Source organism: Actinomadura miaoliensis (genome assembly GCF_039536785.1).
Classification (GTDB): domain Bacteria; phylum Actinomycetota; class Actinomycetes; order Streptosporangiales; family Streptosporangiaceae; genus Spirillospora; species Spirillospora miaoliensis.
On sequence record NZ_BAAAZG010000025.1, the window covers coordinates 210,965 to 224,433 of the forward strand.

Below are 13,469 nucleotides of genomic sequence, written 5' to 3' on the forward strand. Positions count from 1 at the left end.
CGCCTTCCTGGTGGGGAGATCAACTCGGCCATGACAGCAACTCCCGGTGAAAGCCGGGCTAAAAGGAATTACTGGTGTTTTGCCTTGTATGTCCGTTCATTTTCCGGTGCCATCCTGGCAACATGAAATTCACCGCGACGTAAGGACGTGATGCCGTGGCCGCGCAGCATGTGGAGGTCGAGCGCAAGTACGACGCGGACGCCGGCTTCGGGCTGCCGGAACTGTCCGGCCTGCCCGGGGTGGCCACCGTGGGGCGGGCGCGGTCGCACCGGCTGCACGCCACCTACTTCGACACCGACGACCTGCGGCTTTCCGCGCACGGCATCACCCTGCGGCGGCGGCGCGGCGGCGATGACGCGGGCTGGCACCTGAAGATGCCGGTCGGCCCGGACAGCAAGATCGAAACCCGTGCGCCGCTCGGGCGGGCGCGGGTCGTCCCGGCCCGGCTGGCGAACCTGGTGGCCGCCTACACGCGCGGCGCGGCGCTGCGGCCGGTCGCCACCCTGGAGACCGAGCGGACCGTGCTGCCGCTGCTGGACGAGGACGGCGCGGTGCTCGCCGAGGTCGCCGACGACGCGGTCACCGGCCGCGTCCTGCGGGACGACCACGACGCCGCCGCGTCCTGGCGGGAGATCGAGGTCGAGCTGGGCACCGGGGAGCCCGGGCTGCTCAGGGCGGCGGGCAAGCGGCTGCGCAAGGCCGGGGCGCGGCGGTCGGCGTCGTCGTCCAAGCTGGGACGGCTGCTGAACGGCGCCGTCCCGCGGGCCCCTGGGGAGCCGGCCGACGACGGGTCGGCGGGCGCGGCCGTCCGGGCGTATCTGGCGGCCCAGGCCGCGGCGATCCTGAGGTACGACCCGAAGGCGCGGGTGGCCGAGGAGGACGCGGTCCACCGGATGCGGGTCGCGGTCCGCCGCGTCCGCAGCGCCCTGCGCAGCTACCGGCCGCTGCTGGAGCGCGAGCGCGTCGATCCGCTGCGGCCCGAGCTGCAGTGGCTGGCCGAGGTGCTCGGCGAGGTTCGCGACCTCGAGGTGCTCCGCATGCGGTTCACCGCGCGGCTGGACGAGCTGGGCGTCGGCGACGCCGGACGGGAGTGGCTGGACGAGCTCGCCCGCAAGGAGAGGTCGGCGTACCGGCGGCTCAACGCCGCGCTCAAGGAGCCGCGCTACTTCGCCCTGCTGGACGCGCTGGAGCGTCTCGTCGCCGACCCGCCGCTGACCGACCGCGCCGCCCGCCGGGCCACCAAGGAACTGCCGGTGCTGGTGGCCCGGGCGTGGCGGCGGATGGAACGGGCGCACGCCGCCATCGCCACCGCCGAGGACGCCGACGTGGCGCGGCACGAGACCCGCAAGTCCGCCAAACGGGCCCGCTACGCGGCGGAGCTGGCCGTCCCGGTGCTCGGGGAGACCGCGGCGCGGGCCGCCCGGGACGCCAGGAGCGTGCAGGAGGTGTTCGGCGGCCACCAGGACGGCGTGATCGCCATGGCGCACCTGCGGGAGATCGCCGCGGGCGTGCGCACCCCGGCCGAGGCGTTCACCATCGGCGTGCTGTACGGGGTCGAGCGCTGCGAGGCGCAGACGTCGCTGGACGGGCTGGAACGGACCTGGCAGCGGATCGGCGCGCCCGCCTTCTAGCAGGCGTGGCGTTCCAGCGCCGCCAGGGTCGGCGTCGTGCCGTCGCCTGACGCCGACACGTGCACCGCCCAGAACGCCCCCTTGTCGAGCGCGGGGTCGTCGGGCTCCTTCTCGCCCAGCTCGCGGCACAGGAAGGTGATCAGCTCGGACACGATCTCGCCGTGCGTGCACACCACCAGCGGCTCCGGCGCGGGCGTCCCCTCGGTGGCGACCGCGAGGTCGAGCAGGCGCGCGCACGCCCGTCCTGCGTCGGTGACGCCGACCGTGAACGCCCGGTCGGTGACGACCTCCGAACCGGTGCGGCGCGCGTACGGCAGCAGCGTCTCCACGCAGCGCGCCGTCGCCGAGCTGACCAGACGCCCGGGGCCGTAGGCGAACAGCAGGTCGGCCAGCGTCCCGGCCTGGGCGCGGCCCGGCTCGTCCAGGTGACGCAGCTCGTCCGGACCGTTCCACTCGCTCTTCTCGCCCGCCGTGGCGTGCCGCAGGATCACCAGCGGACGCGTCACCAGCGGCCCGGCGGCGAACTCGCGCAGCAGGTCGACGTCCAGCGGGTAGGTGAGCCGCCGCTCTGCCTCGGCCACCGGCAGCCAGACCAGCTCGTCGACCTCGTCGTTCGGGGTGAACCTCGCCGACGACACGGCCCGCGCCGCCCAGTAGTCGACGTACTTGGTGCGGCCGTCCTTGGGATAGACGCGGGTCGGCAGGCGGCGCCCCAGCCGCGCCACGACCCCGGTCTCCTCCTCCACCTCGCGGACCGCGCCGCGCAGCGCGTGCTCGTCCCGTTCCAGCTTGCCCTTGGGGAACGACCAGTCGTCATGGCGCGGACGGTGGATCAGCGCCACCTCGGGGACGGGCGCGCCGTCGGGGCCGCGGCCGTCACCCGGGCGCCACAGCACGGCGCCCGCCGCGCGGATGGGCGGCCGCGTCACGGCCGGGCCGGGTTCGCCGGGCCCCGGCTCCCCCGGGGAGCGGGGTCCGGCGAGGTTCGGCTCCCCGGGGGAGTGGGGGGTGCCGAGTACGGGTGCGTCGGGGCGGGGGTCATCCATCGACGGTCCTCCAGCGGCGGCTGCGGACCAGGTGCGTCTGGATGTCCAGCAGCTCCCCGTCCACCATGGCGGACCGGCGCGTCCACGTGCCGTCGCCGTCAAGCCACCAGGTCGCGGTGTCGTCGTCCATGGCCAGATCGATCAGCCGGACCAGGTCGGCCCGGTGCGACCGATCGGTCACCCGGACCAGGGCCTCGACCCGCCGGTCCAGGTTGCGGTGCATCAGGTCGGCGCTGCCCAGCCACACCTCCGAGTCGCCGCCGTGCTCGAAGGCGAACACCCGGGAGTGCTCCAGGAACCGGCCCAGCACGCTGCGCACCCGGATCGTCTCCGACAGCCCCGGCACACCCGGGCGCAGCGCGCAGATGCCGCGCACCCATATGTCGACCGGCACGCCCGCCTGCGACGCCCGGTACAGCGCGTCGATGATCACCTCGTCGACCAGCGAGTTGCACTTGATGCGGATGCGGGCGGGCCGGCCGGCGCGGTGGTGCTCGATCTCGCGCTCGATGCGCAGCACCAGCCCCGACCGCAGGCTGTGCGGGGCCACCAGCAGCCGCTTGAACGAGGTCTGCCGCGAGTAGCCGGTCAGGTGGTTGAACAGCGCGCTGACGTCCTCGCCGACCTCGCGGTCGGCGGTGAGCAGCCCGAAGTCCTCGTACAGCCGCGCGGTCTTGGGATGGTAGTTGCCGGTGCCGATGTGGCAGTAGCGGCGCAGCGTGCCGTCGGCGTCCTGGCGCACCACCATGGCCAGCTTGCAGTGCGTCTTCAGCCCGACGAACCCGTACACCACGTGGCAGCCCGCCTGCTCCAGCTTGCGCGCCCAGGCGATGTTGGCCCGCTCGTCGAACCGGGCCTTCAACTCGACCACCACGACGACCTGCTTACCCTCCTCGGCCGCTTCGATGAGCGCGTCCACGATCGGCGAGTCGCCGCTGGTGCGGTAGAGCGTCTGCTTGATCGCCAGCACGCGGGGGTCGGCGGCGGCGTCCTCGATCAGCCGCTGCACGGTGGTGGTGAACGAGTCGTAGGGGTGGTGGACGAGCACGTCGCGTTCGCGGATGGCGGCGAAGATGCCGGCGTCGGCCGCGATCGCCTCCTTGGACGGCACGAACGGCGGGTACTTCAGCTCCGGGCGGTCCAGGTCGGCGATGGCCGCCATCCCGGCCAGGTCCAGCGGGCCGTCCACCCGGTAGATCTGGTTGTCGTCGATGGCCAGCTCGGTGGTGAGGAACTCCAGCACCTCCGGGGAGATCGAGCTCTCCACCTCCAGCCGGACCACCGGGCCGAACCGGCGGCGCAGCAGCTCGCGTTCCAGCGCCTGCAGCAGGCCCTCGCTGATGTCCTCGTCGATCTCCAGGTCCTGGTTGCGGGTCACCCGGAACGCGTGGTGCTCGACGATCTCCATGCCGACGAACAGCTGCCCGAGATGGGCGGCGATCACGTCCTCCAGCGGGGTGAACCGGTTGGGGGACGCCTCGATGAACCTCGGCAGCAGCGGCGGCACCTTCACCCGGGCGAACAGCGTGCCGTCCCGTTCCGGATCGCGGACGATCACGGCCAGGTTGAGCGACAGGCCGGAGATGTAGGGGAACGGGTGCGCCGAGTCGACCACCAGGGGGGTCAGCACCGGGTAGATCCGGTCGCGGAACAGCCGGCGCAGCCGCTCCTGCTCGGTCTGCGCCAGCTCGTCCCAGCGCAGGATGTCGATGCCCTCCTTGGCCAGCGCGGGGCAGATCTCCTCGTGGAAGGCCACCGCGTGCCGCAGCATCAGCTCGTGCGCGACGGCGGAGATGCGCTCCAGCACCTCGCGGGGCTGGCGGCCGCTGGCCGACTGCACCGCCAGGCCGGTCGCCATCCGGCGGGCCAGCCCGGCGACCCGCACCATGAAGAACTCGTCGAGGTTGCTGGCGAAGATCGACAGGAACCGCACGCGCTCCAGCAGCGGCAGCCCGGGGTCCTCGGCCAGCTCCAGGACACGCTGGTTGAACCGCAGCCAGCTCTCCTCGCGGTCCAGATAGCGATCTTCGGGCAGCGCTTCCTCACCCCGTCGGGCGTGTCCTGGTTCGACCGTCATGAGTCAATGGTCCCTGGTCAAGGTGAACGTTGGTGAAACGCTGGCGTTTCACCTTGTTGTCGACAATCAGGTGATCCCCGCTGTTCCCCCTGATCACTCGCTGTCGCCCCGTTAGGTCCCCTGGTGAGCGGGTATCGACAGCTTCCCGTGCAAGGGAGGCGACGTTGCGATGTCCGAACAACTGACCGAGCGACGTGTCGGTGACGTGACCGGGCGACATGTCGAAGACCTGGCCGGAGCCTCGACCGCCGAGCTGATCCGGCACCTCAGCGAGCAGAGCGCCCGCCTGGTGCGCGAGGAGCTGCGGCTGGCCCAGCTGGAGCTGCGGCACAAGGGCGGCCGCGCCGCCAAGGCCGCCAGGATGTTCGGCGGCGCCGGAGCGTTCGCGCTGTACGGCGGCGGCGCCATGGTCGCGGCGGCGGTGCTCGCCCTGGCCCTCGTCCTGCCCGCCTGGGCGGCCGCGTTGATCATAGGCGGCGTCCTGTTCGTGGTGGCCGGGCTGATGGCCCTCCAGGGCAGGTGGCATCTGCGCCTCGCCACGCCCCCGGTCCGCACCGCCGACAGCGTTCGGGCCGACGTCCACGAGATCCAGCAACGCACCAGGGGCAGGCGATGACCACTTACGACCGTGATCCGCAGGTCGCGGAGCAACAGCACATCATCGAGGAGACGCGCGCCGAGCTCGGCGCCACCGTGGAGGCCCTCGCCGCGCGCGCCGACGTCAGGGCCCGCGCCCAGCAGAAGGCCGGCCAGCTCAAGGCCAGGGCCCGCGAGGCGACCCCGGAGGCGGCCGTGCACGCCGCCGAAGGCGCCCGGCGCCACCCGCTGACCACCGCCGCCGGCGCCACCGCCGCGGGCGTGGCCGCGTACGCCCTGGTCCGCGGCATCCGCGGCGGCACCATGCGGCCCGGCGGACGCGGCGCCATCACGCGGCGGCGTACGCCCGGGATCTTCGGGGGGCCCACGGGACGCGGCGTCCTCGGCGGCGGGGGGCTCGGCCGGGGCGGCACGCTGCCGCGGCGCACCCCCATGCGCCGGGGCAACGCCCTCCAACGCGCCCTGGGCATCACCCCGAGCGGCCCACTGGGAGGTCGCCTTTCGCAACGCCGGGGCAACACTCTGCAACGCGCGCTCGGCATCACCCCCAGCAGGGGCACGTTCGGGGCACGCACCACGCTACGCCGGGGCACCCCTCTGCAACGCGCCCTGGGCATCAGCCCCGGTGGCGGACTGCTGAGCGGCAGCTACACGGGCCCCATGCGACGCGGCGGCCCCCTCTCAGGCCGCACCTCACTACACCGAGGCAACGCCCTGCAACGCGCCCTCGGCATCACCCCCAGCAGGAGCACGTTCGGAGGCCGCACCTCGCTACGCCGAGGCAACACCCTGCAACGCGCCCTGGGCATCACCCCGAGCGGCCCACTGGGAGGCCGCACCACGCCACGCCGGGGCAACACCCTCCAACGCGCGCTCGGCATCACCCCCAGCAGGGGCACGTTCGGAGGCGGCACCTCGCTACGCCGGGGCAACGCCCTCCAACGCGCCCTCGGCATCACCCCCAGCAGGAGCACGTTCGGAGGCCGCATCTCGGCGCGCCGGGGCAACGCCCTCCAACGCGCCCTGGGCATCACGCCGGGCGGCATGGGGAACGGCCGCAGTCGCTCCTACGGCCGTGGCATCTCGGGGGCCGTCCCGACCCGGCAGCGCAAAGCGATCAAGCGCACTGTCCGCAAGACGGGGTCAAGCGGCATTCGTCTCTGACCCCTGCCCGTGCTGTGGCGGCACCGGGACACCGTCCCCGCCGCCACAGCGCGCATTCTTGAGAGCCGGCCCGCACGGGCGTTGCCCCAGGTAGGGCACGTGTTCAACGGGTATCCCGAAGGGGCCGATAGAGGACGTAACGCTCAGCTACCCCCAAAGGCCCTTCACGTAATCACCAGGTGTGGGTAAAAACGGCCCGTGAGCACTCAGACCGTTGCCCTGGACGCACTGGCGACCTGGCCCCGCTGCAAGGTCGCGTACGGCTGCGCCGGACGGGCCGTCGCCCCGTACCTGAGGTGCGCCGCCCATCTGACTCCGGGCGAGCTCGAAACGTACGCCGCCGGACTGCGTCCGGGCGACGACCTGGATCTGCGCGGGGTCACGGTGCCCCCGCACGTGCTGTCCGTCCTGCTGGACGCGCTGACCGGTCCCGACGGCCGTCCGCACCTGGGGCGCGGCAGGTTCGACGGGGCGGTGCTGCCGTCGCCGTTCTCGCTGTCGGGCGCGTGCCTGGAGGGTGACAGCTCCTTCGACGGCGCGTGCTTCACCGGCGCCGCGTGCTTCCTGGACGCCCGGTTCCTGGGGCACGTGTCGTTCCGCAGGGTCCGTTTCAGGGGCAACGCCTCGTTCCACGGCGCACGGTTCCACCGGCACGCCACGTTCGACGAAGCCGTATTCGCAGGGGACGCGCTGTTCGGAGAGACCACCTGGCAGGCGGACGCGTCCCTCTCCCGGGCGGTCTTCATCGGCGCGGCGGCGTTCGACCGGGCGCGCTTCGGCCGCGACGCCTGGCTGCAGGCGGCGCGGTTCGGCGGCGCGGTCTCGTTCCGGCGCGTACGGGTGACCCGGCAGGCGCGCTTCGAACGCGTCCGTTTCCGTCGCGACGCCTGGCTGGGCCCCCTGGCGGCAGGACGCCTGGGCCTGGCGGACGCGGTGGCCCACGGCACGCTGCACGTGAGCGCGGTGACCCGCGCCCTGGACGCGCGCGGCCTGTCGGTACGGGGAACCGCCGACTTCCGTCTCCGCCACGCCGATCTCAACCTGGAGAACGCGGTGTTCGACGGCGCCCTGTCGGTACGGACGGTCGACCACCCGTTCCATGGGCTGACCGATCTGCCGCACGAGCCGGTGGTGCGGGTGCTGTCCCTGTGCGGAACCACGGCGCCCGGCGTGGCCCTCACAGACGTGGACCTGAGCCGTTGCCGTTTCCTGGGGCTGGCGCGCCCGGAGCGTCTGCGGCTGTCGGGATGTTCGTTCGCGACCGCCCCGCCGAGCCGTTGGCGACTCCCGGGATGGCACGCGCGGCGGCACGCCGTCCTGGCCGAAGACCTCACGGGCTCGGCCAACGCCGGCCTCCTGGAGACGCTCTACCGGCAGCTCGCGTCCGCCGCCCACGAGTGCGAGGACGGACGAAAGCTCGAACGCGACTTCCGCTACTGCGCCCTGGACATCCGCCGCCGCACGGAACGCGACCAGTGGCGCCGCCTGGGCCTGCACCTGCTGTGGTTCACCTGCGGCTACGGCCTGCGCATCGGCCGCACGCTCCTGTGCCTCGCCGTCCTGGCAACGGCCGTCTGGTTCGGCCTCACCCTGGCCCGCCACGGCGCCACCCCCCTCACCCCCACCACCCGCCACGCCCTCCCCTCCCCGGGGAGAGGGGCCGACGAGCCCTGGTGAGGGCGTACGCTGCGCGGGCATGGAGGGGTTGTTCGTCTACGGCACGCTGCGTTTTCCTGAGATTCTGCGGGTTCTGCTGGGGCGGGTGCCGGACATGCGGCCGGCGACGGCCACGGGGTGGAGTGTGCGGGCGTTGCCGGGGGTGGTGTACCCGGGGCTCGTGGCCGACCCGGACGGTGTTGCACAGGGGCTGGTGATGACCGGTCTCACCGAGGCCGAACGCCGTCTGCTGGACGCCTACGAAGACGACGACTACGACCCCGTCCTCATCACCCTGGACGACGGGCAACGCGCCTGGACGTACGTGTGGAAGGCGTCCACCGAGCCCTACGACTGGGACGTTGAGCGGTTCGCACGCGAGGAGCTGCCCGCGTTCGTGGACAGGTGCCGCCTGTGGCGCCGGGCCTTCACGTCGTGAACGTCAGGACAGGTCGCGCAGCGCCACGCTGACGACAGTTCCGTGGCCGGGCTTGGAGAGGAGCTGGGCGCGCCCCCCGTGGGCGGCGGCGATGGCGGCGACGATCGGCAGGCCGAGCCCGGTGCCGGACGAGCCGTCCCCGGCGCGGTGGAAGCGTTCGAAGGCGCGGGCGGCGTCCTCCGGCGCCATGCCCGGGCCCTGGTCGGCGACCTCGACCAGGAGGCCGCCGGGGTCGCGGCGGAGCCGTACCGTGGCGACGGTCCCGGGCGGGGTGTGCGTGCGGACGTTGGCCAGCAGGTTCGCCAGGATCTGCCGGACGCGGGCCTCGTCCACCGTCGCGACCAGCTCGTCCGGCGCCTCCAGGGCGACCGGGTGGTCGGGGCCCGCGGCCGAGGCGTCGGCGACGGCGTCCCGGGCCAGCGCCACCACGTCGACGCGGGCGGGCCGCAGGGACGCGTCGCGGTCCAGCCGGGCCAGTTCCAGCAGGTCGCCGACCAGGGCGCTCATGCGGCGCGCCTCGTCCTCGATCCGCCGTATCGCGTCCGGCAGCTCGTCCGGGCCGAGGGCGCCGTGCCGGTACAGCTCCGCGTACCCCTGGATGGTGGTGAGCGGGGTGCGCAGCTCGTGGGAGGCGTCCGCGGCGAACTCCCGCACCCGCGCCTCGGAGCGGGCGCGCGCCCAGAACGCCTGCTCGATCCGGTCGAGCATCACGTTGATCGCGGCGGCGAGCCGGGACGCCTCGGTGGCCGGGCCGGGGCCGGGCATGCGGGCGCGCAGGTCGCCGCCGGACGCGATCGCCTGGGCGGTGGCGGCCATCCGGCTCAGCGGCAGCAGCCCCCGGCCGATCAGGCCGCGTCCGGCCAGGGCCAGCGCCGCGACCAGCACGGCCGTCGTGACCAACTCCGCGGCGACCAGGTTGCGCACGGCCGCGCGGATCTCGTCCAGCGGCGCCGCCACGACGACCACGTTGCCGTTGCGCATCTCCCGGGCCACCGCGCGCAGCCCCGGCAGCGAGAACGGCTCCAGCGACACCGCCCGCGCGCGCAGCTCCGCGTGCCCCAGGCCGGCCACCGCGCGGACCGCCGGGAGAGGATCGGGGTCGTCCCCGCTGAGCACCCGCACCCGCCCGGCCGGGTTGACGTTCAGCACGACGAACCGGGGCGGCGCGACGCCCTCCCCGGGCAGCCCGGGGCGGACGATCCGGATCACCGCCCGGTCGCGGGTGGCCTGCAACTGCCCGTCCACCCGGTTCATCAGGTACGTGTGCAGGACGAACCCGCTCACCCCGCACATGACGAGAAGCCCGGCCAGCGTGACGCCGAGCAGGCCGGTCATGAGCCGGGCGTTGAGCGTCATGGCCGCAGCGCGTACCCCACCCCGCGCCGGGTGTGGATGAGCGGCGGCCCCAGCGGGTCCAGCTTGCGCCGCAGGTAGCTGATGTAGGTCTCGACGACCTGCGGGTTGTCGTCCCGGCCCCAGCCCCACACGTTCTCCAGCAGCTGCGCCCGGGTGAGCACCCGCCCGGAGTTGCGCATCAGGTACGCCAGCAGCCGGAACTCGGTGGGCGACAGGTCGACCTCCACCCCGGCGCGGCGCACCGTCCAGTGCGCCTCGTCCAGTTCCAGGTCGGCGACCCGCAGCACCTGCCCGTCCTCCGCCGGAGGGGGCGCGGGGGCGGCGGGGGCGGCGCGGCGCAGCACCGCCCGGATCCGCGCCACCAGCGCGTCGATCGAGAACGGCTTGGTGACGTAGTCGTCACCGCCGAGGGTGAGCCCGGTGACGGTGTCGGACGGCGTGTCCCGCGCGGTCAGGAAGATCACCGGGGTGTCGTCGCCCGCGGCGCGCAGGCGCCGGCACACCTCGAAACCGTCGATGTCCGGCAGCAGGACGTCCAGCAGGATCAGGTCGGGGCGGCGGTCGCCGCCGGGCCCGCGGGCGGCGCGCAGCGCCTCGGCGCCGGTGCGCGCCACGACGGTCTGGAACCCGTGGAAGCGCAGCGCTGTCTCGATCAAGTCGCGGATGTTGGCCTCGTCCTCCACCACCAGCACCCGCCGGTCGTCGCTCATGGGCTCCCCTGGTCGCCGCAGGCCGCTCACGGCGGCGAGCCGCCGCCCGCACCGGGCCGATGCCGCCGCCCGCCGCCCGACGTTACTGCAGGACGCCGGACCGGGACGACGACAGACGGCTCAGTCCTTCGGCACCCGGAACGCCGCCGCCGTGCGGGTCGCGCCCGTGCTCTCGCCCACGACGATCACCTGGTCGCCGTTCTTCACCGCCGACAGCTGGGACTTCTCGCCGTCCCTGCGGAAACGGGTCTTGTCGTTGGTCGTCCACTGCCACGAGGCGCCGTCGGCGCTGCGCACCGTCACGACCGCACCGGACCGTCCGGTCACCTCGCCGCGCTGCCAGGTGACGACGCGGAACCCGCCGTCACGCCGCACGGTCGCCTCGCCGTGCACGCCCTGCCCGCCGCGCATGCCGTGGCCCTTGCGCGCCGCCCAGCGGTGCGGCTGCCGCTTCCACTGGTGCCGGTCGCCCTTGTCCGGCGACGCCGAGGTCGACGGCGCGGGGGAGGGATCCGCGACCGCGGGGACGGCCACGAGCAGCCCGAGGCCGAGCACACCCGCCGCACCGGCGCCCGCTATCAGAGTCTTGGTGTTCCTTCGCATACGGCACAGCCAAGCAGGTCCGTCTGGGAGACGCCCCGGCACGAACCTGAGAGAACCCTGGGAACCGGCTGACGATGCCCCGCGCGTCCGCCGCACGCCTCCGCGCGCCGCCGGGGTGGGTGCCTGGCGCGCCCGTTATCACGCCGGACGCCGCGACCTTTCGTAAGAATTGCGAAGGCCCCGATAAGCGCCGCGAATTGGTAAGAGCAGATAACGCCGACGGCACCGAACGCTCACCCGACGTCACATGGTGCGAAAATCCTGCAGCCGCCGCCGACATGCCCAACGATGATCGTCCACAGGCTTCTGACCAGGGCTTTCGCCGACACGTCCAACCTCATCCGCATCTTGACCCGTCGCCGCACATCCTGAACCGTTGTAAGTCAAGTGACAACGGGGCAGCGCGAAATCGTCAGTTGCGCACTATAGCGCGGCGATTCGAACGTCAATCCTGGGATCCCCGTAATCAAGTGGACTGACCGTCCTAGGGAGGTCCAGTGGCTCAGCCGTTCCCGCACTCGTCCGCCGCCGAACTGCCCGTCTCGGAACTGCCGGCCGACATGGCCGCCCCGCTACGGCCCCACCTCACCGCCGCCGCGGAGGAGATGGTCCGGGAGATCCAGGGCCTGGTCCCCGAGTACGCGCGTCCGCCCGAAAGCCCGTACGGGCAGCGCATGCGGCGCCAGATCCAGCAGGCCGTCCAGCACTTCGTCGACGCCATCGGCAACCCGGAACAGGACTGGGACGCCGTCGTGGCGATCTTCGAGGGCATCGGCCGGCACGAGGCCCGCCAGGGGCGCGGCCTGGACGGCCTGCAGACCGCCATCCGAGTGAGCGGACAGGTCGCCTGCCGCCGCTTCATCCGCGACGCCCGGCGCCTGGACTGGCCGCTGGACGTCCTCGGGCACATCACCGAGTCACTGTTCGTGTTCCTGGAGAAGATCGCCGAGGCCGCGGCCCGCGGCTACGCCGGCGCCCACGAGGGGCTGGCCGACGAGCGGGAACGGTCCCGCCGGCGGCTGCGCGACCTGCTGGTCGCCGACCCGCCCGCCAGCCGCGAGGCCGTCACCGAGCTGGCCCGCCCCGCGTGCTGGACGCCTCCGCGCACCCTGGCCGCCGTCGCGCTGCGCACACCCGCCGATTTCACCCCGCCCGTGCTGCCGCCGTCCGTCCTGGCCGACTGGCACGCACCCTCGCCGTACCTGATCGTCCCCGACCCGGACGGCCCCGGGCAGGACCGCCTGATCACCGCCCTGGTGCGCGACTGCCAGGCCGCCATCGGCCCGACCGTGCCGCCCACCAAGGGCGCCCTGTCGCTGCGCTGGGCCCGGCATGCCCTCGACCTGGTGGAACGCGGCGTCCTGCCCGGCAAGGAGGCGGTGCGCTGCCTGGACCACCTGCCCACCCTCATCGCCGCCCGCAGCGCGGAACTGATCGACGTCGCGCTGCGCCACCGCCTGGCCCCCCTCGTCGACCTGCCCCGGCACAAGCGCGATCCCCTCGTCCGAACGCTTCTCACCTACATGGAGAACCGCGACAACGCCGTCGCCGCCGCCGACCGGCTGCTGGTGCACGAACAGACCGTCCGCTACCGCATCCGCCGCCTGGAACAGATGCTCGGCGAACTGGTCTACGACGCCGACCGCCGCATCGAACTGCTTCTTCTCCTGCACGCCTGGGTCCACATCCACCCCGCCGCCGAAACCGCCGCGTCCTGAATCCGCCCCCGTGCCCCAAGATCAGCCTCACTCCGGCGCCGCACGCCCTTTAAGCCCGGGTAGTTGAATTGTCAGACCCACGGGGAATGATGCGGGGTATGAGCAGAGACACCCATTCGGGGTTGCGGTGCCCGCACTGCCAAACGGCTCTCACGCTCGTTCCGGCGGCGGGGAATCCGGCCGTTCCCGCACTGTCCCCGGTCGTCCGGGACGAGACGCCCCCACCCGTCCACGAAGTGCTCGCCGTTTACGCGAACCGCACCAAGGACACCGCCACCGCCCTGCGCGGCGCCGCCCGCGTCCGCGACAGCTTCAACCGCGCCCGCATGGCCGCCGCCCAACGCCGCGCCGCCCAAAAAGCCGCCCAACAACGCCCCGCCCGCAGCGCCTGACCAATTCCGCCCCACCCCCCTGACTCACCCATTCCCCCCTCCGCAATACGCCCCCACTCAACACCCCCATCGCCCTCGGC

At 73.2% G+C, this 13,469-nt stretch carries 12 protein-coding genes; 7 read left to right on the forward strand and 5 right to left on the reverse strand.

Annotation, left to right across the window (positions count from 1 at the left end):
- Nucleotides 1-155 precede the first annotated feature (155 nt).
- Nucleotides 156-1,631: a CYTH and CHAD domain-containing protein gene (locus ABD811_RS20095; protein ID WP_344949659.1), complete on the forward strand. Its 1,476-nt coding sequence runs from the start codon at nucleotides 156-158 to the stop codon at nucleotides 1,629-1,631.
- Here ABD811_RS20095 and ABD811_RS20100 read toward each other — a convergent pair.
- Both ABD811_RS20100 and ABD811_RS20105 read right to left on the reverse strand, forming a co-directional pair.
- A complete protein-coding gene (locus ABD811_RS20100; protein WP_344949662.1) occupies nucleotides 1,628-2,677 on the reverse strand; it encodes an NUDIX hydrolase in 1,050 nt (349 codons plus the stop codon). The genes ABD811_RS20095 and ABD811_RS20100 overlap by 4 nt on opposite strands.
- Nucleotides 2,670-4,754, reverse strand: coding sequence for an RNA degradosome polyphosphate kinase (locus ABD811_RS20105; RefSeq protein WP_344949665.1), 2,085 nt, complete (start codon nucleotides 4,752-4,754; stop codon nucleotides 2,670-2,672). Before ABD811_RS20105 ends, ABD811_RS20100 begins: the two co-directional genes overlap by 8 nt.
- A gap of 169 nt (nucleotides 4,755-4,923) precedes the next feature.
- Here ABD811_RS20105 and ABD811_RS20110 point away from each other — a divergent pair, with 169 nt between their 5' ends.
- The 4 genes from ABD811_RS20110 to ABD811_RS20125 all read left to right on the forward strand — a co-directional run bounded on the left by ABD811_RS20110 (nucleotide 4,924) and on the right by ABD811_RS20125 (nucleotide 8,610).
- On the forward strand, nucleotides 4,924-5,370 hold the full coding sequence (locus ABD811_RS20110) for a phage holin family protein (protein ID WP_344949667.1): 447 nt from the start codon (nucleotides 4,924-4,926) through the stop codon (nucleotides 5,368-5,370).
- A complete protein-coding gene (locus ABD811_RS20115) occupies nucleotides 5,367-6,515 on the forward strand; it encodes a DUF3618 domain-containing protein (protein ID WP_344949670.1) in 1,149 nt (382 codons plus the stop codon). The genes ABD811_RS20110 and ABD811_RS20115 overlap by 4 nt, the downstream gene beginning before the upstream one ends.
- Before the next feature lie 198 nt (nucleotides 6,516-6,713).
- Complete coding sequence (locus ABD811_RS20120) at nucleotides 6,714-8,192, forward strand: pentapeptide repeat-containing protein (RefSeq protein ID WP_344949673.1); 1,479 nt, start codon at nucleotides 6,714-6,716, stop codon at nucleotides 8,190-8,192.
- A 19-nt stretch (nucleotides 8,193-8,211) separates the two neighbouring features.
- Nucleotides 8,212-8,610, forward strand: coding sequence for a gamma-glutamylcyclotransferase family protein (locus ABD811_RS20125; protein WP_344949675.1), 399 nt, complete (start codon nucleotides 8,212-8,214; stop codon nucleotides 8,608-8,610).
- A 3-nt stretch (nucleotides 8,611-8,613) separates the two neighbouring features.
- Here the strand turns inward: ABD811_RS20125 and ABD811_RS20130 are convergent, their stop codons facing one another.
- From ABD811_RS20130 to ABD811_RS20140, 3 genes are all read right to left on the reverse strand, one after another.
- A complete protein-coding gene (locus ABD811_RS20130) occupies nucleotides 8,614-9,966 on the reverse strand; it encodes a sensor histidine kinase (protein WP_344949677.1) in 1,353 nt (450 codons plus the stop codon).
- Nucleotides 9,963-10,676, reverse strand: coding sequence for a response regulator transcription factor (locus ABD811_RS20135; RefSeq protein WP_344949679.1), 714 nt, complete (start codon nucleotides 10,674-10,676; stop codon nucleotides 9,963-9,965). The genes ABD811_RS20130 and ABD811_RS20135 overlap by 4 nt, the downstream gene beginning before the upstream one ends.
- Before the next feature lie 120 nt (nucleotides 10,677-10,796).
- Nucleotides 10,797-11,279, reverse strand: a complete 483-nt coding sequence (locus tag ABD811_RS20140) for a hypothetical protein (protein ID WP_344949682.1) — start codon at nucleotides 11,277-11,279, stop codon at nucleotides 10,797-10,799.
- 497 nt (nucleotides 11,280-11,776) lie between these two features.
- On the opposite strand from ABD811_RS20140, the gene ABD811_RS20145 reads away from it, so the two are divergent.
- Both ABD811_RS20145 and ABD811_RS20150 read left to right on the forward strand, forming a co-directional pair.
- A complete protein-coding gene (locus ABD811_RS20145; protein ID WP_344949685.1) occupies nucleotides 11,777-12,997 on the forward strand; it encodes a PucR family transcriptional regulator in 1,221 nt (406 codons plus the stop codon).
- Between the two features lie 98 nt (nucleotides 12,998-13,095).
- Nucleotides 13,096-13,389 (forward strand): hypothetical protein, encoded by a 294-nt coding sequence (locus ABD811_RS20150; RefSeq protein ID WP_344949688.1) that lies wholly within the window; start codon nucleotides 13,096-13,098, stop codon nucleotides 13,387-13,389.
- Nucleotides 13,390-13,469 lie beyond the last annotated feature (80 nt).

Bases quoted from the DNA above. Each gene is read 5' to 3' on its own strand.
- ABD811_RS20100 (WP_344949662.1), bottom strand. From the start codon at position 2,677: ATGGATGACCCCCGCCCCGACGCACCCGTACTCGGCACCCCCCACTCC.
- ABD811_RS20105 (WP_344949665.1), bottom strand. From the start codon at position 4,754: ATGACGGTCGAACCAGGACACGCCCGACGGGGTGAGGAAGCGCTGCCC.
- ABD811_RS20110 (WP_344949667.1), top strand. From the start codon at position 4,924: ATGTCCGAACAACTGACCGAGCGACGTGTCGGTGACGTGACCGGGCGA.
- ABD811_RS20115 (WP_344949670.1), top strand. From the start codon at position 5,367: ATGACCACTTACGACCGTGATCCGCAGGTCGCGGAGCAACAGCACATC.
- ABD811_RS20125 (WP_344949675.1), top strand. From the start codon at position 8,212: ATGGAGGGGTTGTTCGTCTACGGCACGCTGCGTTTTCCTGAGATTCTG.
- ABD811_RS20130 (WP_344949677.1), bottom strand. From the start codon at position 9,966: ATGACGCTCAACGCCCGGCTCATGACCGGCCTGCTCGGCGTCACGCTG.
- ABD811_RS20135 (WP_344949679.1), bottom strand. From the start codon at position 10,676: ATGAGCGACGACCGGCGGGTGCTGGTGGTGGAGGACGAGGCCAACATC.
- ABD811_RS20140 (WP_344949682.1), bottom strand. From the start codon at position 11,279: ATGCGAAGGAACACCAAGACTCTGATAGCGGGCGCCGGTGCGGCGGGT.
- ABD811_RS20150 (WP_344949688.1), top strand. From the start codon at position 13,096: ATGAGCAGAGACACCCATTCGGGGTTGCGGTGCCCGCACTGCCAAACG.